Annotated in this window: 23 protein-coding genes; 17 read left to right on the top strand and 6 right to left on the bottom strand. The window is 65.7% G+C overall.

Going from position 1 to position 21,271, the window contains the following annotated elements; genetic code table 11:
- Window positions 1–146 precede the first annotated feature (146 nt).
- Window positions 147–977, bottom strand: a complete 831-nt coding sequence (locus tag QX010_RS20745; protein WP_316181554.1) for an alpha/beta hydrolase — start codon at window positions 975–977, stop codon at window positions 147–149.
- 395 nt (window positions 978–1,372) lie between these two features.
- Between QX010_RS20745 and parC the strand changes: the two genes are divergently transcribed.
- From parC to QX010_RS20720, 5 genes are all read left to right on the top strand, one after another.
- Window positions 1,373–3,625, top strand: a complete 2,253-nt coding sequence (parC, locus tag QX010_RS20740; protein ID WP_315805841.1) for a DNA topoisomerase IV subunit A — start codon at window positions 1,373–1,375, stop codon at window positions 3,623–3,625.
- 83 nt (window positions 3,626–3,708) lie between these two features.
- On the top strand, window positions 3,709–4,671 hold the full coding sequence (locus QX010_RS20735) for a cation diffusion facilitator family transporter (protein WP_316181553.1): 963 nt from the start codon (window positions 3,709–3,711) through the stop codon (window positions 4,669–4,671).
- Between the two features lie 44 nt (window positions 4,672–4,715).
- Entirely contained in the window at window positions 4,716–5,120 is a 405-nt protein-coding gene (gene arsC / locus QX010_RS20730; protein ID WP_315805839.1) for an arsenate reductase (glutaredoxin), read from the top strand.
- A 37-nt stretch (window positions 5,121–5,157) separates the two neighbouring features.
- A complete protein-coding gene (locus QX010_RS20725) occupies window positions 5,158–6,432 on the top strand; it encodes an adenylate/guanylate cyclase domain-containing protein (RefSeq protein ID WP_316181550.1) in 1,275 nt (424 codons plus the stop codon).
- Window positions 6,433–6,494: 62 nt separating this feature from the next.
- Window positions 6,495–6,929 (top strand): universal stress protein, encoded by a 435-nt coding sequence (locus QX010_RS20720; protein ID WP_315805837.1) that lies wholly within the window; start codon window positions 6,495–6,497, stop codon window positions 6,927–6,929.
- On the opposite strand, the gene QX010_RS20715 is transcribed toward QX010_RS20720, so the two are convergent.
- The gene (locus QX010_RS20715) at window positions 6,926–8,149 is read right to left on the bottom strand and encodes an MFS transporter (protein WP_316181548.1); all 1,224 of its coding nucleotides are present in this window, start codon (window positions 8,147–8,149) and stop codon (window positions 6,926–6,928) included. The two genes, QX010_RS20720 and QX010_RS20715, sit on opposite strands and share 4 nt — an antisense overlap.
- A 102-nt stretch (window positions 8,150–8,251) precedes the next feature.
- The gene (locus tag QX010_RS20710) at window positions 8,252–8,998 is read right to left on the bottom strand and encodes a class I SAM-dependent methyltransferase (protein WP_316181547.1); all 747 of its coding nucleotides are present in this window, start codon (window positions 8,996–8,998) and stop codon (window positions 8,252–8,254) included.
- A gap of 244 nt (window positions 8,999–9,242) precedes the next feature.
- On the opposite strand from QX010_RS20710, the gene QX010_RS20705 reads away from it, so the two are divergent.
- Complete coding sequence (locus tag QX010_RS20705; protein WP_316181545.1) at window positions 9,243–10,625, top strand: Nramp family divalent metal transporter; 1,383 nt, start codon at window positions 9,243–9,245, stop codon at window positions 10,623–10,625.
- Window positions 10,626–10,707: 82 nt separating this feature from the next.
- On the opposite strand, the gene QX010_RS20700 is transcribed toward QX010_RS20705, so the two are convergent.
- The 3 genes from QX010_RS20700 to hemB all read right to left on the bottom strand — a co-directional run bounded on the left by QX010_RS20700 (window position 10,708) and on the right by hemB (window position 13,357).
- On the bottom strand, window positions 10,708–11,484 hold the full coding sequence (locus QX010_RS20700) for an arginyltransferase (RefSeq protein ID WP_315720511.1): 777 nt from the start codon (window positions 11,482–11,484) through the stop codon (window positions 10,708–10,710).
- A 91-nt stretch (window positions 11,485–11,575) separates the two neighbouring features.
- On the bottom strand, window positions 11,576–12,109 hold the full coding sequence (locus tag QX010_RS20695) for an RDD family protein (protein ID WP_315805833.1): 534 nt from the start codon (window positions 12,107–12,109) through the stop codon (window positions 11,576–11,578).
- Between the two features lie 186 nt (window positions 12,110–12,295).
- Complete coding sequence (hemB, locus tag QX010_RS20690) at window positions 12,296–13,357, bottom strand: porphobilinogen synthase (RefSeq protein ID WP_315805832.1); 1,062 nt, start codon at window positions 13,355–13,357, stop codon at window positions 12,296–12,298.
- Between the two features lie 221 nt (window positions 13,358–13,578).
- On the opposite strand from hemB, the gene QX010_RS20685 reads away from it, so the two are divergent.
- The 11 genes from QX010_RS20685 (at window position 13,579) to nusB (ending at window position 21,118) form a co-directional block, all read left to right on the top strand.
- Window positions 13,579–14,046, top strand: a complete 468-nt coding sequence (locus QX010_RS20685) for a DUF6163 family protein (RefSeq protein ID WP_315711435.1) — start codon at window positions 13,579–13,581, stop codon at window positions 14,044–14,046.
- A gap of 359 nt (window positions 14,047–14,405) precedes the next feature.
- Window positions 14,406–14,918 carry a transcriptional regulator LdtR gene (ldtR, locus tag QX010_RS20680; RefSeq protein WP_008962376.1) on the top strand — a complete coding sequence of 171 codons (513 nt, stop codon included), beginning with the start codon at window positions 14,406–14,408 and terminating at the stop codon, window positions 14,916–14,918.
- 215 nt (window positions 14,919–15,133) lie between these two features.
- Window positions 15,134–15,358, top strand: coding sequence for a hypothetical protein (locus QX010_RS20675; RefSeq protein WP_315805831.1), 225 nt, complete (start codon window positions 15,134–15,136; stop codon window positions 15,356–15,358).
- A gap of 18 nt (window positions 15,359–15,376) precedes the next feature.
- Entirely contained in the window at window positions 15,377–15,598 is a 222-nt protein-coding gene (locus tag QX010_RS20670; protein ID WP_006612770.1) for a hypothetical protein, read from the top strand.
- 180 nt (window positions 15,599–15,778) lie between these two features.
- The gene (locus QX010_RS20665; RefSeq protein ID WP_316181543.1) at window positions 15,779–16,183 is read left to right on the top strand and encodes a hypothetical protein; all 405 of its coding nucleotides are present in this window, start codon (window positions 15,779–15,781) and stop codon (window positions 16,181–16,183) included.
- A 186-nt stretch (window positions 16,184–16,369) separates the two neighbouring features.
- Complete coding sequence (glyA, locus tag QX010_RS20660) at window positions 16,370–17,674, top strand: serine hydroxymethyltransferase (RefSeq protein WP_316181541.1); 1,305 nt, start codon at window positions 16,370–16,372, stop codon at window positions 17,672–17,674.
- 14 nt (window positions 17,675–17,688) lie between these two features.
- Complete coding sequence (nrdR, locus tag QX010_RS20655) at window positions 17,689–18,174, top strand: transcriptional regulator NrdR (protein WP_011927287.1); 486 nt, start codon at window positions 17,689–17,691, stop codon at window positions 18,172–18,174.
- Window positions 18,171–19,322: a bifunctional diaminohydroxyphosphoribosylaminopyrimidine deaminase/5-amino-6-(5-phosphoribosylamino)uracil reductase RibD gene (gene ribD / locus QX010_RS20650; protein WP_316181539.1), complete on the top strand. Its 1,152-nt coding sequence runs from the start codon at window positions 18,171–18,173 to the stop codon at window positions 19,320–19,322. The genes nrdR and ribD overlap by 4 nt, the downstream gene beginning before the upstream one ends.
- The gene (locus QX010_RS20645) at window positions 19,322–19,930 is read left to right on the top strand and encodes a riboflavin synthase (protein WP_315805827.1); all 609 of its coding nucleotides are present in this window, start codon (window positions 19,322–19,324) and stop codon (window positions 19,928–19,930) included. The genes ribD and QX010_RS20645 overlap by 1 nt, the downstream gene beginning before the upstream one ends.
- Window positions 19,931–20,112: 182 nt before the next feature.
- A complete protein-coding gene (ribH, locus tag QX010_RS20640) occupies window positions 20,113–20,604 on the top strand; it encodes a 6,7-dimethyl-8-ribityllumazine synthase (protein WP_316181537.1) in 492 nt (163 codons plus the stop codon).
- 1 nt (window position 20,605) lies between these two features.
- A complete protein-coding gene (gene nusB / locus QX010_RS20635; protein ID WP_316181535.1) occupies window positions 20,606–21,118 on the top strand; it encodes a transcription antitermination factor NusB in 513 nt (170 codons plus the stop codon).
- The last annotated feature ends 153 nt before the right edge of the window (window positions 21,119–21,271 follow it).

Raw genomic sequence — 21,271 nt, 5'->3', positions numbered from 1 at the left:
GCTCAAGACCGCAGAAGAATCCACGCCATGCACCATGTCCAGTCTGTCTTGAACCGGACAGCCGTGGGACAAGCCCGACCATGACGTGCAAGACGTGAGGTCTGTCGCCTCACCGGCCTCCGGCTGCTCATTCACCAGAGCGCGAGCTACCCCTTGATGAACGCCAGCAGGTCCGCATTGATCACGTCGGCATGCGTCGTCGCCATGCCGTGCGGGAAACCGGGATAGGTCTTCAAGGTCCCATGCTTCAGCAGCTTGATGCCGATGCGCGCGGAGTCGTCGATCGGGACGATCTGGTCGTCCTCGCCATGCATCAGCAGCACCGGCACGTCGATCGCCTTGAGATCCTCGGTGAAGTCGGTTTCCGAGAACGCCTTGATGCAATCATAGTGTGCCTTGGTGCCGCCCATCATGCCCTGGCGCCACCAGTTGCGGATCACGCCTTCGGAGATCTTGGCGCCGTCGCGGTTGAAGCCGTAGAACGGGCCGGTCGGAATATCGAGGAAGAACTGTGCGCGATTGGCGGCGAGCGCGGCGCGGAAGCCGTCGAACACCTCGATCGGCAGTCCGCCGGGGTTCTTGTCGGACTTGACCATGACCGGCGGCACCGCGCCGAGCAGGGCGGCCTTGGCGACGCGGCCTTTGCCGTGCTTCGCCACGTAGCGCGCGACCTCGCCGCCGCCGGTGGAGTGACCGACGTGAACCGCGTCCCTGAGGTCGAGCTTGGCGGCGAGCGCCGCAACGTCGGCCGCGTAGGTGTCCATCTCGTTGCCGGTCTCGGTCTGGCTCGAGCGGCCATGGCCACGGCGGTCATGCGCGATGACGCGAAAGCCCTTGTCGAGGAAGAACAGCATCTGCGCGTCCCAATCGTCGGACGACAATGGCCAGCCATGATGAAAGACGATGGGCCGGCCCGAGCCCCAATCCTTGTAGAAGATCTGCGTGCCGTCCGATGTCGTCACGAATCCTGAGCTCATGGGATGTCTGCCTTTCTCACTGGATGGAATCTGCCGCGTTCAAGGCGCGGCGTGATGGCGCTCCTCGTCGCGTCGATACGCAACCAAGGATGTCCGCTGCTACCTTAGCGACGGAGGGTGACGATCTCAGCAACACAGACTCGTGTGCGACATCGTTGCATCTCAACGGGACGCGCGATGGCTGCCCAATCCTGAGCGTAGCGGCATGCGTCGGCGGCGCATGACCTGCATGATTTGCGGGCTGCTTTGCGGTTCCGCGGCCGGACACCCGGTTTTTCCTCCTGGAACCGGGCAGGGCCGTCATTGCGCCCCGGCGCGTCATCGCATAAAGCGTGTTCCCAAATCGTTCAATTCAGCTCAAGCTCCTGGGCTAACCCACTGAAAGCTCAACGCTAATGGGAAAATCACTGATTCCGCCGGAGCCGGCGGAGATTCACGAGGTCGCGCTGCGCGAGGCGCTGGAGGAGCGCTATCTCGCCTACGCGCTCTCGACCATCATGCACCGGGCGTTGCCGGACGCGCGCGACGGCCTCAAGCCGGTGCACCGGCGCATCCTTTACGGCATGCGGCTGCTGCGGCTCGATCCCGGCACCGCGTTCAAGAAGTCCGCCAAGATCGTCGGCGACGTGATGGGCTCGTTCCATCCGCATGGCGACCAGGCGATCTACGACGCGATGGTCCGCCTCGCGCAGGACTTTTCCTCGCGCTATCCGCTGGTCGACGGCCAGGGCAATTTCGGCAACATCGACGGCGATAATCCGGCGGCCTATCGCTACACCGAAGCGCGCATGACCGACGTCGCGCGGCTGCTGCTCGAAGGCATCGACGAGGACGGCGTCGAGTTCCGGCCGAACTATGACGGCCAGTCCAAGGAGCCGGTGGTGCTGCCCGGCGGCTTCCCGAACCTGCTCGCCAACGGCGCGCAGGGCATCGCGGTGGGCATGGCGACCTCGATCCCGCCGCACAACGCCGCCGAGCTGTGTGACGCCGCGCTGCATCTGATCGAGAAGCCCGACGCCAAGTCGCGCGCGCTGCTGCGCTGGGTGAAGGGCCCGGACTTCCCGACCGGCGGCACCGTGATCGATTCAAAGGAATCGATCATCGAGGCCTACACCACCGGCCGCGGCTCGTTCCGCGTCCGCGCCAAGTGGAAGCAGGAGGAGGGCAACCGCGGCACCTGGATCGTCGTCATCACCGAGATTCCCTATCTCGTGCAGAAGTCGCGCCTGGTCGAGAAGATCGCCGAGCTGCTCAACGAGAAGAAGCTGCCGCTGGTCGGCGACGTCCGCGACGAATCCGCCGAGGACGTGCGGCTCGTGATCGAGCCGAAGTCGAAGAACGTCGATCCGGCGCTGATGATGGAATCGCTGTTCCGGCTCACCGATCTCGAGAGCAAGATTCCGCTGAACCTCAACGTGCTGATCAAGGGCAAGATCCCGAAGGTGGTGGGTCTCGCCGAGTGCCTGCGCGAATGGCTCGATCATCTGCGCGACGTGCTGCTGCGCCGCTCGAACTACCGCAAGAAGCAGATAGAGAACCGGCTGGAGATCCTCGGCGGCTATCTGATCGCCTATCTCAACATCGACGAGGTGATCCGGATCATCCGCACCGAGGACGAGCCGAAGCCGGTCCTGATGAAGACCTTCAAGCTCACCGAGGTGCAGGCCGAGGCCATCCTCAACATGCGCCTGCGTAGCTTGCGCAAGCTCGAGGAAATGGAGATCCGCACCGAGGACAAGAACCTGCGCGGCGAGCTCAAGGGCATCAATGCGCTGCTCGGTTCTGAGCAACTGCAATGGGCCAAGGTCGGCGAGCAGGTCAAGACGGTCCGCGACCTGTTCGGGCCGAAGACGCCGCTCGGCAAGCGCCGCACCAATTTTGCCGACGCGCCGGAGCATGACCTCGCCGCGATCGAGGAGGCCTTCATCGAGCGCGAGCCGGTCACGGTCGTCGTCTCGGACAAGGGCTGGGTGCGCACGCTGAAGGGCCACGTCGCCGATCTGTCGAACCTGCAGTTCAAGACCGACGACCAGCTCGGCCAGGCGTTCTTTGCCGAGAATACGTCCAAGGTGCTGCTGTTTGCGAGCAACGGCAAGTTCTACTCGCTCGACGTCGGCAAGCTGCCCGGCGGCCGCGGCCATGGCGAGCCGATCCGCATGTTCATCGATCTCGACCAGGATGCCTCGATCGTGTCGATGTTCGTCACCAAGGGCGAGCGCAGGTTCCTGGTGGCGGCGTCCGACGGCCAGGGCTTCATCGTCAAGGAAGAGGATTGCGTCAGCAACACCCGCAAGGGCAAGCAGGTGCTGAACGTGACCGCACCGGCGGAAGCGCGCGCGATCACCACCGTCCAGGGCGATCAGGTCGCGGTCATCGGCACCAACCACAAGATGGTGGTGTTTGGGCTCGACCAGGTGCCGGAGATGGCGCGTGGCCGCGGCGTCCGGCTGCAGAAATACACCAGCGCGCAGCTGTCCGACGTCACGACGTTCGAGCAGAAGCAGGGGCTCGCCTGGAAGGATTCCGCCGGCCGCGACCAGGGCCTGAGCTGGAAGGAATTGGCCGACTACCGTGGCAACCGCGCCGATGCCGGCCGCATCGCGCAGGGCCTGCCGAAGTCGAACAAGTTCAACCGGCCGATCGAGTAGCGACGTAATAGTATCCGTCCGGCGGCCGTCTATATCAGACAGCGGGCGATCGCGAGGTGCGCGATCGCCCGGAGACATGTTGGATGGCGCACTCGCATTCTCATCATCCCGACCATGATCATTCCCATGATCATGGCTCCCCGCACGCCCATGGCCACGCCGGCCACAGCCACGCGCCCGCCAGCTTCGGCACGGCGTTCGCGATCGGCGTGTCGCTCAACACGGCCTTCGTCATCGCCGAGCTCATCTTCGGCTATGCCGCGCATTCGCTGGCGCTGATCTCGGACGCCGTCCACAATCTCTCCGACGTGATGTCGCTGCTCCTGGCCTGGGGCGCGCTGTGGCTGTCGGGCCGGCGGCCGACCGACCGCCACACCTATGGCTATCGCCGCGCCTCGATCCTGGCCGCGCTGATCAATGCCGGCCTGCTGCTGCTCGTGGTCGGCGGCATCGCCGTCGAGGCCTTCGACCGCCTGCGCAATCCGGACGAGGTCGCCGGCACGACCGTGCTGTGGGTGGCTGCGCTCGGCATCGTCATCAACGGCGCCACCGCGATGCTGTTCATGCGTGGCCGCGACACCGACCTCAATATTCGCGGCGCCTACCTGCACATGGCCGCCGACGCCGCCGTGTCGTTCGGCGTGGTCATCGCGGCGCTGGTGACGATCTGGACCGGATGGCTGTGGGGCGACCCGGTGGTCAGCCTGATCATCGCGCTCGTGGTGCTCCTGAGCGGCTGGGATCTCGCCCGCGACAGCGTCAATCTGGCGCTCGACGCCGTGCCGCGCGACATCGCCCTGCCGGCGGTACGCGATTATCTCGCCTCCCTCGACGGCGTCAGCGAGGTGCACGACCTCCACGTCTGGGCGATGAGCACCAACGAGACCGCGTTGACGGCGCATCTGGTAAGGGCAGGCGGAACGGATGATGCCTTCCTGCATCGCGTCTGCGCTGAGCTGTCCCATCGCTTCAATATCCAGCATCCCACCCTGCAGATCGAGGCCGATGGCTGCGCCTGCAAGCTCGCTCCCGCCGACGTGGTGTGAGCAGTACGCGAATGTGCCCTCGGCACGCAACGACTGGACAGCCCATGCCCGTGACGATCTTCCACAATCCCGCCTGCGGCACGTCGCGCAACACGCTCGCAATGATCCGCGCCTCGGGTGAGGAGCCCGAGGTGATCGAATATCTGAAGACGCCGCCGAGCCGCGAGCAGCTGATCGCGCTGATCAACGCGATGGGCGTCAAGGTGCGCGACGTGCTGCGCGAAAAGGGAACGCCCTATGCCGAGCTTGGGCTGGGCGATCCCAAATGGACCGACGACCAGCTGATCGAGGCGATGCTCGCGCACCCCATCCTGATCAACCGGCCGATCGTGGTGACCAGCAAGGGCGCGCGGCTCTGCCGCCCGTCCGAACTCGTGCTCGACCTGCTCGATCATCCCGTCTCCTCCTTCACCAAGGAGGACGGCGAGGTGGTGAGCCGGCCTGGCTGAAGCTTTCCGGATCGTGACGCGTTGGTGAGTTGAAACCATGGATACGGCGACCCGTCTCGAAGTGGCGAACTGGCTCGTGGCTCAGAGCCTGACCGGCATGCCGGAAAACGAGATCCTGCGCGGCTTCTGCGAGCGCTGCCGCGCGGCCGGACTCGAATTGTCACGCAGCCTCGCGATCATCGACACGCTGCATCCGATCTTCGAGGGGCGTGGCTTCCGCTGGAACGATTTCGACACGAACGAGGCCGACAGCTTCGAATATGGCTCCAGCAATGAGGGAGAGGCGGCACAGAACTGGCGGCGCTCGGTCTTCCACCACATGCTGGAGAACGGCCATGACGAGTTCAGCATCGACTTCCTGAATTGTGCGCATCTCGATTTTCCGATCATCGAGGAGCTTACCGCACAGGGGCATCGGCACTATCTCGCCTTCGTGCACCGGTTCGGTGAAGCCGGCACGCTCGGCCAGATGGACTGCTTCTATTCGAACTGGCTGACGCGGCGTGACGGCGGCTTCACCGACACGCAGGTCGGCGCATTGCGCGACCTTGTCCCGCTGCTCGCGCTGACGATCAAATCCGCGCAGCAGGTCGACATCGTGCGAACCCTTGGCCGCGTCTATCTCGGCCGCGATGCGTCGGAGCAGGTGCTGCGCGGCCGCATCTCCCGCGGTGTCACCGAGCGCATCAATGCCGTGCTGTGGTTCTCCGACCTGCGCAGCTCGACCGCGATCAGCGAGAGCATCTCGCCGGACGAGATCATCCCGCTGCTCAACGACTATGCGGAGGCGTCGATCGACGCGATCTACGAGTCCGGTGGCGACGTGCTGAAGCTGATCGGCGATGGCGTGCTGGCGATCTTCACCGGCGGCGACATGGCCTCGGCCCGTCACGCCGCGCTGCGCGCCGAGCATCGCTTTCGGCTGAACATCCTGAAGCTGAACGCACGGCGCGCCGGCGAGGGACGGCCTGTCACCTCGGCCTATGTCGGCCTGCATGTCGGTGAGGTGTTCTACGGCAATATCGGCAGCGAGGACCGGCTCGACTTCACCGTCGTGGGACCGGCCGTCAACGAGGTCAGCCGCATCGCCTCGATGTGCCGCTCGGTCGATCGCGAACTGTTGGCATCCTCCGAATTCTGCGAGGGGCTCGACGGCGAAGGTCGGCGCTATCTGGTGTCGACCGGGCGCTACGCGCTGCGCGGCATCGGCCGCGCGCAGGATCTGTTCACGCTGGATCCGGACATTGCCGGCAGCGCCTCGGCCACGCGGGCCTACGAGAACTACCTGGCGGACGAGATGTCGCACCCTTGACCCACGTCAATGCCCAGCAGAAGCGAGTCTGCCCAGCATTCTCCGCCGGGAGATGAAAGCTCATGTACAAACATATTCTGCTGCCGACCGATGGCTCCGATCTGTCCAAGGCCGCGATCAAGCACGGCATCGCGCTCGCCAAGGCGACCGGCGCCAAGGTCACGGCGCTGGTGGTGTCGACGCCGCTGCATTCGCTGGTCGTCGATCCCCACGCTGCGACCAAGGCGCTCGCGCAATACAAGTCGTTGGTGGCCGATCAGACCGCGAAATATCTCGATCATGTGAAGGACGATGCCGAGCAGGCCGGCGTGGCCTGCGCCACGCTGTGCGTCGAGCACGACAAGCCCTATGAGGCGATCGTCGAGACCGCGCGCAAGCAGCATTGCGATCTGGTGCTGATGGCTTCGCACGGGCTGCGCGGCGTGTCGGCGATCCTGGGCAGCGAGACCTTGAAGGTGCTGACGCATTCGACCGTGCCGATCCTGGTCTATCGCTAGGCGGGCTGCGGCTCCGGCTGGCGCGCGATCGCGACGACCGGCGAGGCGAGGATGACGAGCGCCTGCAGGCCGAAGATGGCGGCGACGAGGTAGAGACAGATGTCGGCGCCGTAGCGGCCGCCGACGACCGCGCCGAGCAGCGAGCCCAGCGGACGGGCGCCGTAGCTCAGGATGTTGATGGCCGAGACCCGCCCGAGCAGGCCGGCCGGCGTCACCGACTGCCGCAGCGTCGTGGTCGAGATCACCCAGAGGATCGGCCCGGCGCCGAGCAGGAAGAAGCTGAGCGCGGCCAGGAGAGGCGAAGGGACGACCGTGGTGAGCGCCATCACCAGCGCTGCGGTGAAGCCGGTGACGGGGCCGAGCCCGATGACGGTGCCGAACGGCAGAAGCCGCATGATGCGCGTCGCCAGCAGCGCGCCGCACACCATGCCGATGCCGAACATCGACAACACCGTGCCGACGCCTCCCGCCGACAGGCCAAGCCGGTGCACGGCATAGGGCACGAACACCGCGAGCAGCAGGAAATGCGCCGTGTTGAAGATGAATTGGGTCACGAACACCGGCCGCAGCAACGGATGATGCAGCACGAAGGCGGCGCCTTCCCTGATGTCGGCGAGCGGATGGCGGCGCGGCACGGGCGCGCGAGCGGGCTCGGCGATGCCGGCCAGGCAGATGGCTGCGACCAGCGAGAGCGCCGCGGCGCAGCCGAAGGCGGGCGCGCCGCCGATCCAGCCGACCAGCACGCCGCCGAGCGCAGGCCCCGCCGCAAAGGCGATGGTGCGGGCAAGCTCGATGCGCGCATTGGCAGGCGCCAACTGGGCCGGGGCGACGAGGCTCGGCACCACGGCCGGCGCGGCGACGCTGAACACGACCGTGCCGCACACCGCTGCGAATCCGAGCGCCGCCAGCAGCGGCAGCGTGAGCACGCCGGCCGCCAAGGCGATGAGGATCGCGAGCAGCGCCAGCGCGCGAAGCGTCTCGGCCATGGCCATCAGCAGCCGTCTCGGCATCCGGTCGGCGAGCAGCCCCGCAGGGATCGCGAACAGCACGAAGGGCGCGGTCAGCGCCGTCTGCAGCAACCCGGTCTCGCCCTCGCCGACACCGAGCGCGAGCACCGCGACGATCGGTGCTGCGGCGAGCGCGATCTGCTCGGCCGATTGCGCGGTGAGGTTGGACCAGGCGAGGCGGTGGAAGGCGGCGGGCAGGGCGGAGGGAGACATGAACAGGAACCTGTTGTGATGATGCGGCCATCATCACTGCGCCGCCTCCTTGCGCCCACCCGCTTCCTGATCTCCTGCATCGCCCCTCGCGCGGCGGACGGCCTATGCCGCGGTCGGTGCCTCGGCCAATCCCCATTCCGGAGGCAGCGTGCGGAACGCCAGATGCGTGCCCGCATTCAGCGGCGCCGTCTTGAAGCCGAACCGGTGCCAGGCCAGCGCCAGCGCATGCTGGGTGTAGATCGAGATGTGGCCGTTGCGCGGCGCGACGTACCACCAGGACATGCCCTGGCTGTCGAAATCGTCCGGCTGGGTCAATGTGGAGTAGAACACCGCGCCGGGCTCGGCCACGCAGGCCGCCATGGCTCCGATCGTCGCCAGCGGATCGGGCACGTGCTCGAGGGTCTCGAAGCAGGTCACGAGATCGAACTTGCGATCGGGGCGGGTCGCGTGCTCGGCCACCATCGGATCATAGGTGACCGCTTCGGCAAAGCCTTGAGCGCGCAGGCCGGTGCAGAACAGGTCGTTGCCGCCGCCGAAGTCGAGCACCCGCATCCCGGCCTTGTGCGGCGCCCAGAAGCGGGCCACGGCCGCCGCATTGTCGGTTGGCCGCTTGATCCGATAGTCTGGATCCACGGCTTCGTAGCCGTCGTTGTAAATGTGGGTCTTGAACTGCTCGATGCCCCAGTCGTCGAAGGCGTCCGTAAACAGGAAGCCGCAATCCGAGCAGCGCCGGTAGTAGATCGGCACGCCGGCCAGCGGCGGGCGATGTGCATGGGCCGTCTGGCAGGGGCGGTTCATGTCGACCACGCCGTAGAGAGAGGCAGGACCGTCACAGATCTTGCAGGGCACGGGCGCGTTCGTGACCGGTCGGAGACCGAGTTGGGGGAGAGCATGTTGGATCCCGTCAGTGGGGCAGTGGCACCCGTCGCCGGCGGCACGCCGCGAGGGCCGCGCGCGAATCGGCAGCAACAGGCTCTCGCGATGATGAAGCGGTATCGGAGGATTTCTAGCCTCTCTGCGAGGCGCAGCCATAGGCGGGAGACGCACTTGCAAATAAGTTGCATTAAAGCTCGGTTTCGTCCAGGATGATGCCATGGACGCAAAATCGTCAGACCTTTCGCAACTGCACGCCATGGTTCCGCCGAGCGACCGCCTGATGAACGCAGGCTGGCGCGGCGAGCGCGGCGATCCGTCGCTCGGCGACATGTTCGCGACGGTACGAACCGCAACAAAAGGGTCGCTCTGGCGGAAGCTGCTGGCCTTTCTCGGACCCGGTTACCTTGTCGCCGTCGGCTATATGGACCCCGGCAATTGGGCGACGTCGCTCGCCGGCGGTTCCAAATTCGGCTACGTCCTGCTCTCGGTCGCGCTGCTGTCCAACCTGATGGCGATCGTGCTGCAGTCGCTCTGCACGCGGCTCGGCGTCGCCACCGGCCGCGACCTCGCCCAGGCCTGTCGCGACTCCACCCCGCGCTGGGTCTCGGTGCCGCTGTGGCTGTCGGCGGAGATCGCGATCACCGCCACCGATCTCGCCGAGGTGATCGGCACAGCGATCGGTCTCAGCCTGCTGTTCGGGCTGCCGCTGTCGATCGGCGTCTGCGTCACCGCGCTCGATGTCTTCCTGATCCTGGCGCTGCAGGCGTTCGGCTTTCGCTGGATCGAGGCCTTCGTGGTCGCGCTGCTCGGCATCATCGCGCTGTGCTTCGCGATCCAGATCGCGATGGCCGAGCCCGACTGGGCCGAGGTGGTGAAGGGCTTCGTGCCCAGCGGTCAGCTGATCGCCAATCCGGAGATGCTCTATCTGGCGCTCGGCATTCTCGGCGCGACCGTGATGCCGCACAATTTGTATCTCCATTCGGGCCTGGTCCAGACGCGCGGCTACGGCGACAGCCCGGAGGACAAGCGCGAGGCGATCACGCTTTCCACGATCGATTCCACCATCGCGCTGTGCCTGGCGCTGACGATCAACGCCTCGATCCTGATCCTGGCGGCGGCAACGTTCCACCGTACCGGACAGCGCGACGTGGCCGAGCTCGACCAGGCGCATTCCTTCCTGGCGCCGCTCCTGGGATCGACGCTGGCACCGACGCTGTTTGCAATCGCGCTGTTGTGTTGCGGCCTGAACTCGACGATCACCGCGACCCTGTCCGGCCAGATCGTGATGGAAGGCTTCCTCCACTGGCGGATCGCGCCCTGGCTGCGCCGGCTGATCACGCGCATGATCGCGATCGTGCCGGCGGTGGTGGTGACGATCTGGGCCGGCGAGAAGGCGACCGGGCAGCTCCTGATCCTCAGTCAGGTCGTGCTCAGCCTGCAACTGCCGTTCGCCATCGTGCCGCTGGTGCTGCTCACCGCGAGCCGCGCCAAGATGGGGCAGTTCGTGGCGCCGCGCTGGCTGACGGCGATTGCGAGCCTGATCGCGGTGGTGATCATCGCGCTCAATGCCAAGCTGGTGTGGGATCTGGCGATAGGTTGATGGAGGCGAGTAGCGAATAGGGAGTAGCGAATAGCGGTCGTTCAAATCCCTATTCGCTACTCCCTATTCGCCATTCGCTTCTTCATTCCTGCGGCTCCGGCGCGGTGTCGCCCTCGGCATCCACGCGGAGCCATCCGGCCGCCGCGAGCCGCTGCTGCGGCAGATAGCGGCTCTTGTAGTCCATCTTTTTCGAGCCCTCGATCCAGTAGCCGAGATAGACGTAGGGCAGGCCCTGCCGCCGCGCCCGGGCGATGTGGTCGAGGATCATGAAGGTGCCGAGCGAGCGCGTGGTCTCCGACGGGTCGAAGAACGAGTACACCATCGACAGGCCGTCGCTGAGCACGTCCGTCAGCGCCACCGCGACCAGCTCGCCACCGCGGGCGTTCGGACCGTTGCTCAGATTGCGGCGGCGGTACTCGATGATTCGCGTCTCGACATGGCTGTCCTCGACCATCATTGCGTAATCGAGCACCGTCATGTCGGCCATGCCGCCATGGCGATGGCGCTGATCGAGATAGCCGCGGAAGATCGAATATTGCTCCGACGTCGGCACCGCGCTGCGCTGCTCGCCGACCAGATCGGAATTGCGCGCGAGCACCTTGCGGAAGTTGCGCGAGGGGCGGAATTCGTTGGCGATCACGCGGACGGACACGCAGGCGCGGCACTGGTCGCAGGCCGGCCGGTAGGCGATCGACTGGCTGCGGCGGAAGCCGCCATGGGTCAGGAGGTCGTTGAGATCGGTCGCCTTGTCGCCGACCAGATGCGTGAACACCTTGCGCTCCTGCCGGCCCGGCAGATACGGGCAGGGCGATGGCGCGGTCAGGTAGAATTGCGGGGTGTCACGCGAATGCTGGGTCAAGGAACGTCGTGAGCCTCCGAGGCGATCATCAACAGAATTGCGCTCCGGAGGCGGCCGGTCAATCGCTTTTGCTGCGCCACCTGACGTCTCATCACGTGCGAGCCGGTTCAACCAGCTGCGAGCGCACCGACGTGTTGATCACGACGGTGCCGAGCACGAAGTCGTGCAGCAGCCGGCGGCGGCCGTTGAACAGTCCGATCAGCAGCACGAGCGGCGACAACACCGAGACCGAGATCCAGAAGCAGACCGCATGCACGGCACCGAGCACAAAGTAGCCCGGCGCGCCGTACCAGGTCCGGAGCTCCAGATCCATCACCCGCATGCCGATCGTCGCCGAGCTCGGGCCGCCGATCGTGGCGCCGTAGTAGACGATCGCCCAGATCACCGAGGCCGGCGACACCAGCCAGAACAACGCCCAGCCGAGGCCCAGCGTGACCAGGCCGAACACGGCGATGAAGATCACCGCCAGGATCACCGGGACGGAGAGCACCAAGAGATCGATCAGGAATGCAATCATCCGCCGCGTCAGCACACCGCGAAACAATTCCGGCTGCTGATAGGGGTCGTAGGCGTGCGGCCGGGCACCGGCACCGCCATTGCTATCGCCTGAACCCATATACGCCATGAATCTGCCCTCCGGATTGGCTCAGAGGACATGGGAACCCCACTTCCGCTTGCAAGAGCCGTTCGTGCATGGGGCGCGGCAAATTTCCGGCGATTTCGCGATTTGCAAGCCCGCTTGTAAGCCGGCGCGCGCGCATAGTCGGCGCGCCCGGAAGACCGCCGCAGACCCAGATCCCGAGGCGCCCGCTCAGCGCTGCTGCCGCAGCCGCTCGGCAGCCTGCGGGGCGAAATAGGTGAGCACACCGTCGGCGCCGGCGCGCTTGAAGGCGAGCAGGCTCTCCATCATCGCCCGGTCGCCGTCGATCCAGCCATTGTTGGCGGCCGCCGCGATCATCGCGTATTCGCCCGACACCTGATAGGCGAAGGTCGGCATGCTGAAGGTGTCCTTCACGCGCCTGACGACGTCGAGATAGGGCATGCCCGGCTTCACCATCACCATGTCGGCGCCCTCGGCGATGTCGAGCTCGACCTCGCGCAACGCCTCGTCGGAGTTGGCGCTGTCCATCTGGTAGGTGCGCTTGTCGCCGGTGAGCGTCTTGGCCGAGCCGATCGCGTCGCGGAACGGGCCGTAGAAGGCGGAGGCATATTTGGCCGCATAGGCCATGATCTGCACGTCGAGGAAGCCGGCCTGATCCAGCGCCTGGCGGATCGCGCCGACCCGGCCGTCCATCATGTCCGACGGCGCGATGATGTCGCAACCGGCCTCGGCCTGCACGAGGGCCTGGCGCACCAGCACCGCGACCGTCTCGTCGTTGAGGATGCGGCCGTCCCGGATCAAGCCGTCATGGCCGTGGCTGGTGAACGGATCGAGCGCGACGTCGCAGAGCACGCCGATCTCCGGAAACTCCTTCTTGATCGCGCGCACCGCCTGGCAAACCAGATTGTCCGGGTTGCAGGCCTCGGAGCCGTGCTCGTCGCGCAGCGACGGCTCGGTGTAGGGGAACAGGGCGATGCAGGGGATGTCGAGCTTGGCGGCGCGTTCGGCATCGCGGACGATCTCGTCGACGCTGAGCCGTTCCACGCCCGGCATCGATGCGACCGTGCTGCGGGTCCGATCGCCCTGCACCACGAACAGGGGCCAGATCAGATCGTCCGTCGTGAGCACGTTCTCCCGCACCAGCCGACGCGCCCACTCGGCCTTGCGGTTGCGGCGGGGGCGGATGGTGAGATCGAGCGCCGGTGTCGGTGCAGTGGCCGGGTTGCGCGCGGTGTCGCGCAGGTCGATCGGGCGCCCGAATTTGATCGCCATGGGGTGCTGGCTCCTTGAGCTGGCCGGCGAGCCGGAGGATTTGATTTGTTGTAATTCCAACAATCTGTAGCACTTCGGCCGCCGCCCGTCACTTGACCTGACGCAAGCGGCCCGGTTGATTTCCGGCCCGGTTGATTTCACGGTGCCGGCCGGCCAAGAATCGCCATGCTCCTGGTCTTGAGAGGCCCTAATGACGACCTGCCTGTTCTGCTCGAGCTGCCATGGCTGAGATTCCCTCGGCGCGAGATCTGGCGCGTGACAACGCCGCCATGTCGATTGCCGCCATGTCCTCGGATCGGCGCGAGAGCGACGATAATGTCTGGACGCGGCGGCTGGTGCTGTTCCTGCGGGTCATGGCCATGCTCTCGATCGCCAAGGGCCTTTATCATTGGGCCCAGGTGACCGGCTTCATCGGCGGCGAGGACGACGCGTTCGAGAACCAGGCGATGGCCTGGCAGGCGGCGACGGTCTATTTCGCGGTGATCGAACTCGTCGCCGCGGTCGGCCTGTGGCTGGCGACGCCGTGGGGCGCGGTGGTGTGGCTCACCACGGTCGTGTCGATGGCGGTCATCGAGCTGATGTTCCCCGGCATCTATGGCGGCAATCTGCTGGTGGTCGCGGGCGAGGCGATCATGCTCGCCGCCTACCTCGTGCTGGCCTGGATGGCGGCCCGCGAGCGGCCACCGTAGGTGGTGAGGAAAATTCGTTGCACGCTGTAAATCCTCTCAGCGCGATGCAAGTAATGTTTCGAACACCTTAAGAGCGCCTGCCACAGCCGTTACACAGACCTTAGCGGTGGGAACTGCACCTGTTTTGGAATGTGACAGGGGGTGAAACAGAGCGCGAACATTGCCCGTCGTCCGTCAACGGACCCTTGCAAAAGCCCCTGTAATCACTGGATTAAAAGAGGATTCACTCTCCGCGATTCATTCTCTCTTTATGCTCTTATTTAAGGCGATCTTCAAAGCACGCCCCTTAAGTTCGTTCTATCAGACGGGACAAAAGTTTCGTCGAATAAGTCGACAAAAACGACGACAGGGGAAGTGTCATGATGAAAGCCGTTGCGACGGCCGTGGAGACTGCTGCGCCGGGCCAGGGCGGCACCGTCCAGTCGCTCTATCTGGAAGCTCTGACGCTGGTGGAGCGGCTGCATCGCCGCCTGCTCGACGTCATCAAGGACGAGTTCGACCGCCGTGGTCGTTCCGACATCAATTCGGTCCAGGCGCTGCTGCTCTATAACATCGGCGACAAGGAGCTGACCGCGGGCGAGCTGCGCACGCGCGGCTACTATCTCGGCTCCAACGTCTCCTACAACCTGAAGAAGCTCGTCGAGCTCGGCTTCCTTGATCACCAGCGCTCGCGCGTCGATCGCCGCTCGGTCCGCATCCGCCTGACCCCCCAGGGCCAGGAGATCCGCCGCATCGTCGACTCGCTGTATCAGAAGCACGTCAAGACCGTGGAGCAGGTCGGCGGCATTTCGAGCGAGGAGTTCTCAACGCTCAACAAGTCGCTGCACCGCCTCGAGCGGTTCTGGACCGACCAGATCCTGTATCGTCTCTGAGCCGGCTTCATCGTTTCGGCTGATCCGGCCTCAGACATCGAGAGCCAAGACCGGACAGCCCTCGATCCTCTGAGTTCGACCTTGCGTCGGCCCCTGCTGGGGCCGGCGCTTTTTTCTTTTGTCGTGGCTCACTTCGTTCGCTGTTGCGAAAAACATCCACTCCGAACTGGAACCAATATCGCCTCCTCGGACTTGTCTCCCGCGGAGGTCGGGTGATGCTGCACGATTACGGAATGCAGGTCATGAACGTGGAGCTGGTGAGCGACGCCTATGCGATCGCGGCCAACTACCTGCGGTTGTCGGGGGCGATGACGGATACCATCACGCCGAACGAGCAGCTCGTCGACATGATCGTACAGCTGATTCACCGCGGAGAATTCAACAAGCTCAGACTCGCGAACAAGGCGATCTCGATGTTCGAGATGGCCTCTGCGGCCTGACCATCAAGAGGGGATGATATGGAAGCTGCCATCGATCGGATCATGCATACCTACGACCTGCTGGCGAACCGCACCGCGGCGGCCAGCGAGGAAGCGCGGCGCAAGGTCAGCGCCTACATCCAGACCTTGTTCGAAGCCGGCGAGCGTGACCCGCATCGTCTCACGGTGTGCGGCCTGACCTACCTGCGCCAGCTCGACGGCCGCGTCGATCCGGTGAAGGCCGGCTACACCGGCCTCTGATGTCATCGGCGCGCGATGGCTCGCGCGCTTGCCTCATGATACCGACAACCTGTATGAGACCGTCAGGTTTCATGCAGGTTGTTTATTTTTGGGGGATCGATGCGTTTGGTGTCCCGAGTTATTGCCACGGTGGGACTCTTGGCCTTCGCGTGCGGCGAGCTGAGTCTGCCCACGAGGAGCATGGCTGAGACGGTCTGGCCCCAGAAGGGACCGAACAGTCGAGAAGCGCTGGCCAGAGTTGCAGCCTGCGCGGAGACGACGATCACGAAAATTGCTGGTCGGTTCGATGAGCCGCTGTCGCCGACCCCGTTCAAGCTCGGCGAGAAGCTCGACGAGTATGGTGAGCCCATAATGGATCAGGGCGTCCACGTGCTGTACCAGAACGGCGCCGAGCAGATCGACTCGGCATGGAATGCCGCCGTCGCGCATTCCAAACTGGGCGATCCCGTGCGGCTCTGCACCGTCTGGAAGCCGAAGAAATGCCCGCCCGGCGATGACCGGGGACGAATCTACAAGGCGACCAATCTCCGGACCAAGAAAACCTGGCAGATGTCGGAAAGCTGGCACTCCTGTGGCGGGGCCTGAGCAGGGGGCTTGCTCCAGCGGCCGTCCACCATATCTGGCGCAAATATCCGGTTTGACCCGCAACCGCTTGGTCTGTCCCTTGGCCTGCCGCCGCCCGTATGGTAAGGGCAGGGGTCTTTTCCGACCGCCTTCACTGAACCGACCGCCGGCCGCCCAAGGCCTTGCGGACGTGGAGATATTCCGCCGATGACCGCTTCCAGCGCCAAGCCCGCCTCGTCAGTCGATTCCTTCTTCTCCGCCACCCTGGCCGAGGCCGATCCCGAGATCGCTGCCGCCATCAAGGGTGAACTCGGTCGACAACGACACGAGATCGAGCTGATCGCTTCGGAGAACATCGTCAGCCGCGCGGTCCTGGAAGCCCAGGGCTCGGTGATGACCAACAAGTATGCCGAGGGCTACCCGGGCGCGCGCTATTATGGCGGCTGCGAATGGGTCGACGTCGCCGAGAACCTCGCGATCGACCGCGCCAAGAAGCTGTTCGGTGCCAATTTCGCCAACGTCCAGCCGAACTCGGGCAGCCAGATGAACCAGGCGGTGTTCCTGGCGCTGCTGCAGCCCGGCGACACCTTCATGGGCCTCGACCTCGCCGCCGGCGGCCATCTGACCCACGGTTCGCCGGTCAACATGTCCGGCAAGTGGTTCAAGGCCGCGCACTACACCGTGCGCCGCGACGACCACCTGATCGACATGGATGCGGTCGCCAGGCAGGCCGAGGAGGTCAAGCCGAAGCTGATCATCGCTGGCGGCAGCGCCTATTCGCGCCCGTGGGATTTCAAGCGCTTCCGCGAGATCGCCGACAGCGTCGGCGCCTATCTGCTGGTCGACATGGCGCACTTCGCCGGTCTCGTTGCGGGTGGCGTCCATGCCTCCCCGGTGCCCTACGCTCACGTCACCACGACCACCACGCACAAGTCGCTGCGCGGTCCGCGCGGCGGCCTCATCCTGTGGAACGACGAGCAGTTCACCAAGAAATTCAACTCGGCGATCTTCCCGGGCCTGCAGGGCGGCCCGCTGATGCACGTGATCGCGGCCAAGGCGGTGGCCTTTGCCGAGGCGCTGCGGCCCGAGTTCAAGGTCTACGCGAAGAACATCGTCGAGAACGCGAAGGCGCTGGCGGAATCGCTGCGCGCCCAGGGCTTCGACATCGTCTCCGGCGGCACCGACAACCATCTGATGCTGGTCGACCTCCGGCCGAAGAGCCTGAAGGGCAACGTCTCGGAGAAGGCGCTGGTCCGCGCCGGCATCACCTGCAACAAGAACGGCATTCCGTTCGACCCCGAGAAGCCGTTCGTCACCTCCGGCCTGCGACTCGGTACGCCGGCCGCGACCACCCGTGGCTTCGGCGTCGCTGAATTCCAGCAGGTCGGCAGCCTGATCGCCGAGGTGCTGAACGCGATCGCGCAGGCGCCGGACGGCAGCGCGCCGCTGGTGGAAGCTGCGGTCAAGGCGAAGGTGAAGGCGCTGACCGACCGGTTCCCGATCTATCAGTAAGGCTTGAAGCCACGATGCGCTGCCCGAGCTGCAACAGCCTCGATACGCAGGTGAAGGACTCCCGCCCCACCGAGGATTCCTCGGTGATCCGGCGGCGGCGGGTCTGCGTCACCTGCAACTTCCGCTTCACGACCTTCGAGCGGGTGCAGCTGCGCGAACTCACCGTCATCAAGCGCAATGGCCGCCGCGTGCCGTTCGATCGCGACAAGCTGATGCGCTCGGTGCAGATCTCGCTGCGCAAGCGCTCGGTCGATCCTGAAAGGGTCGAGAAGATGGTCTCGGCGATCGTGCGCGAGCTCGAGAGCGGCGGCGAGTCCGAGGTGTCCTCGGAGGCGATCGGCGAGATCGTGATGGAGCATCTGCGCGATCTCGACGACGTCGCTTATGTCCGCTTCGCCTCGGTGTACCGCAATTTCCGGGAGGCCAAGGACTTCGAGGCCGTGCTCGGCGAGCTCTCGGCCGAGGACGAGACGCCGCGGCTGGCGCCGGTCCGCAAATGATCTTCCGGGTCCTGGTCGATCAGGTCGGCGAGAAGCTGAAGGCGCAGAAGGACGCCGACCGCCGCTTCATGCAGCTCGCGCTGTCGCTCGGCCGTCGCGGGCAGGGGCGGACCTGGCCTAACCCGGCGGTCGGCGCCGTCGTGGTCAAGGACGGCGTCATCATCGGCCGCGGCTGGACCCAGCCCGGTGGACGCCCTCATGGCGAGCCCGAGGCCTTGAATCGCGCCGGCAAGGCCGCGAAGGGCGCCACACTCTATGTGACGCTGGAGCCATGCTCGCATTTCGGCAAGTCGCCGCCTTGCGTGGACGCCGTCATCGCAGCCGGAATCAGCCGCGTCGTGTCGGCGATCGAGGATCCCAATCCGGAGGTCGCAGGGCAGGGGCATGCCAAGCTCCGCGCTGCCGGTATCCAGGTTGAAGTCGGCCTCTGCTCGGCGGACGCCAAGCGCGACCATGCTGGCCATTTCCGGCGCATCCGCGATGGCCGGCCGCATGTGATCCTGAAGCTTGCCGTCTCGGCCGACGACAAGATTGCAGCCGCGGGCAACAAGCCGGTCGCGATCACCGGCGAGGCGGCGCGGACGCGCGTGCATGTGTTGCGTGCCCAGAGTGACGCGATCCTGATCGGCGTGCGCACCGCGATCGCCGATGATCCGCTGCTGACCTGCCGGCTGCCCGGCATGGAGGCCCGCTCGCCGGTACGCGTGGTGCTCGATCCGATGTTGCGGCTGCCCATGACCAGCCGTTTGGTGCAATCAGCGCGAACCACGCCGCTCTGGATGGTCGCGTCAGCGCTTGCCGAGCCCGCGGCGGCGACCAAGCTCGGTGCTGCCGGTGCCCAGGTGATCCGCGTGCCGCCGCAGGCCGAGCCCTCGGCGCTGGAGCCCCCCGCCGTGCTCAAGGCGCTGGCTGAGAAGGGCATCACCCGCCTGATGATCGAGGGCGGCAGCCGCGTCGCCTCATCCTTCATGGCGAGTGGCCTGGTCGATGAAATCTGGCTGCTGCGCGGTCCCGGCGAGATCGGGGCCGACGGCATCGCTGCGCTGGACGCATTGCCGCTGACCGCAATCACGCAGTCGCCGGCCTATCGCGTTCGTGCTAGCGAAACGCTCGATCCCGACACCCTTACGATTTACGAGCGCGCGTAATGTTTACCGGCATCGTCACCGACATCGGCGAGATCGCCAGCCTGACGCCGCGGACCGAGGGCAAGCTGCACCGGCTGCGCATTGCCTGCCATTATGACCAGGCCAGCATCGCCGATGGCGCATCCATCGCCAACAATGGCGTCTGCCTCACGGTCGTGCAGTCCGGCGTCACCGATGGGAAGACCTGGTTCGAGGTCGACGCCGCAGCAGAGACGCTGGCACTGACCACGGCCAAGCACTGGCGCGTCGGCACAAAGCTGAACCTCGAGCGGGCCCTGAAGATCGGCGACGAGCTCGGTGGCCACATCGTCGCAGGCCATGTCGACGGCATCGCGACCATCGTCAGCCGCGACGACCTGCCGGATATGGCGCGGTTCGTGCTGAAGACAACGCGGGATCTGGCGCGCTTCATCGCCACCAAGGGCTCAGTCACCCTCGACGGCGTCTCGCTCACGGTCAACACGGTCGACGAACTGGCCTTCTCGGTGCTGATCATTCCGCATACGCTGTCGGTCACGACGCTGTCGTCCTGGCAGGCCGGCGGCGAGGTCAATCTCGAGGTCGACCTGATGGCGCGCTATGCCGCGCGCCTCACGGAAATGAAGTAGCCTCGAAGGGGGCTTTCCGTCTTGGCTTTGCGGGCGCCCGCGCCTACAAGGCCAGCCCTCGTGGCGAGGAGGCGCCGATGTGTCGTCTCGCGGCATGAGGCCGATTTCATCTCGCCCTTCGCGACGCGGCCGGATCGCCGCTCCCTTGGGGCGAGGCACCTGAAGACAATGGAAACAGAACCATGGCAGACGCACGGCGCGCGCCGCTCAAAGACCAGACCGACATCTCCGGCGCCCGGGCGCTGATCGTCGAGGCCCGCTTCTACGACGACCTCCAGGACGCCCTGCTGGAGGGCGCCACCGCCGAGCTGAAGGCGGCGGGCGTGGGCTATGATGTTCTCACCGTCACCGGCTCGTTGGAGATTCCGGCGACTATTGCCATTGCGCTCGATGCTGCCGCCAAGAACGGCAAGCCTTATGATGCGGCGATCGCGCTCGGCTGCGTCATCCGCGGCGACACCATCCATTTCGAGATCGTGTCGCAGGAGTCCTCGCGAGCCCTGATGGATCTGTCGGTGGCGCGCGGCCTGCCGCTCGGCAACGGCATCCTCACCGTCAACAACGAGGACCAGGCGTGGGCGCGCGCCCGCCTCTCCGAGATGAACAAGGGCGGTGATGCCGCCCGCGCCGCGCTTGCCGTGCTGCGCATCAAACGCCGTCTGGCGCGAGGCTGACATGGCCGAGAGCAGCAACAGACCGTTCAAGGGCCCGGTCCGCGCCAACAACGACCGCAAGGCCAACCGCCGTGGCGCGGCGCGGCTCGCCGCCGTCCAGGCGCTCTACCAGATGGACATTGCTGGCGCCGGCATCAACGACGTGCTGGCCGAGTTCGAGAGCCATTGGCTCGGCAACGAGGTCGAGGGCGAGCAGTATCTGCCGGCGGAGGCTGCCTTCTTCCGTGACATCGTCTCCGGCGTGGTGCGCGACCAGACCAAGATCGATCCGGTGCTCGACGCGGCGCTGGAGCGCGGCTGGCCGCTGCAGCGGATCGAGGCGATCCTGCGCGCCGTGCTGCGCGCCGGCGCCTATGAGCTGGAGCGGCGCAAGGACGTGCCGGCCAAGGTCGTCGTGTCCGAATATGTCGACATCGCCCATGCCTTCGTCGAGCGCGACGAGACCGGCATGGTCAACGCCGTGCTGGAGCAACTCGCCCGGCAATACCGCGGCGACGAGATGGGGCCGAAGTAGCGATGGGGGGCGCCGGAGCACGATCGCTGCGAACCGGTGCGATGCCAGTGTCTTTCCTCGACTGTCATCACCCGCGAAAGCGGGTGATCCAGCATTCCAGAGACGAGCGCGGCGTACTGGATCGCCCGGTCCCGCCTTCGTCTATCGGCTCCG

Source organism: Bradyrhizobium sp. SZCCHNRI1009, from assembly GCF_032487575.1.
GTDB lineage: Bacteria > Pseudomonadota > Alphaproteobacteria > Rhizobiales > Xanthobacteraceae > Bradyrhizobium.
The sequence above is the reverse complement of the archived record's forward strand: the minus strand, read 5'-3'. Positions and strand labels throughout refer to the sequence as shown.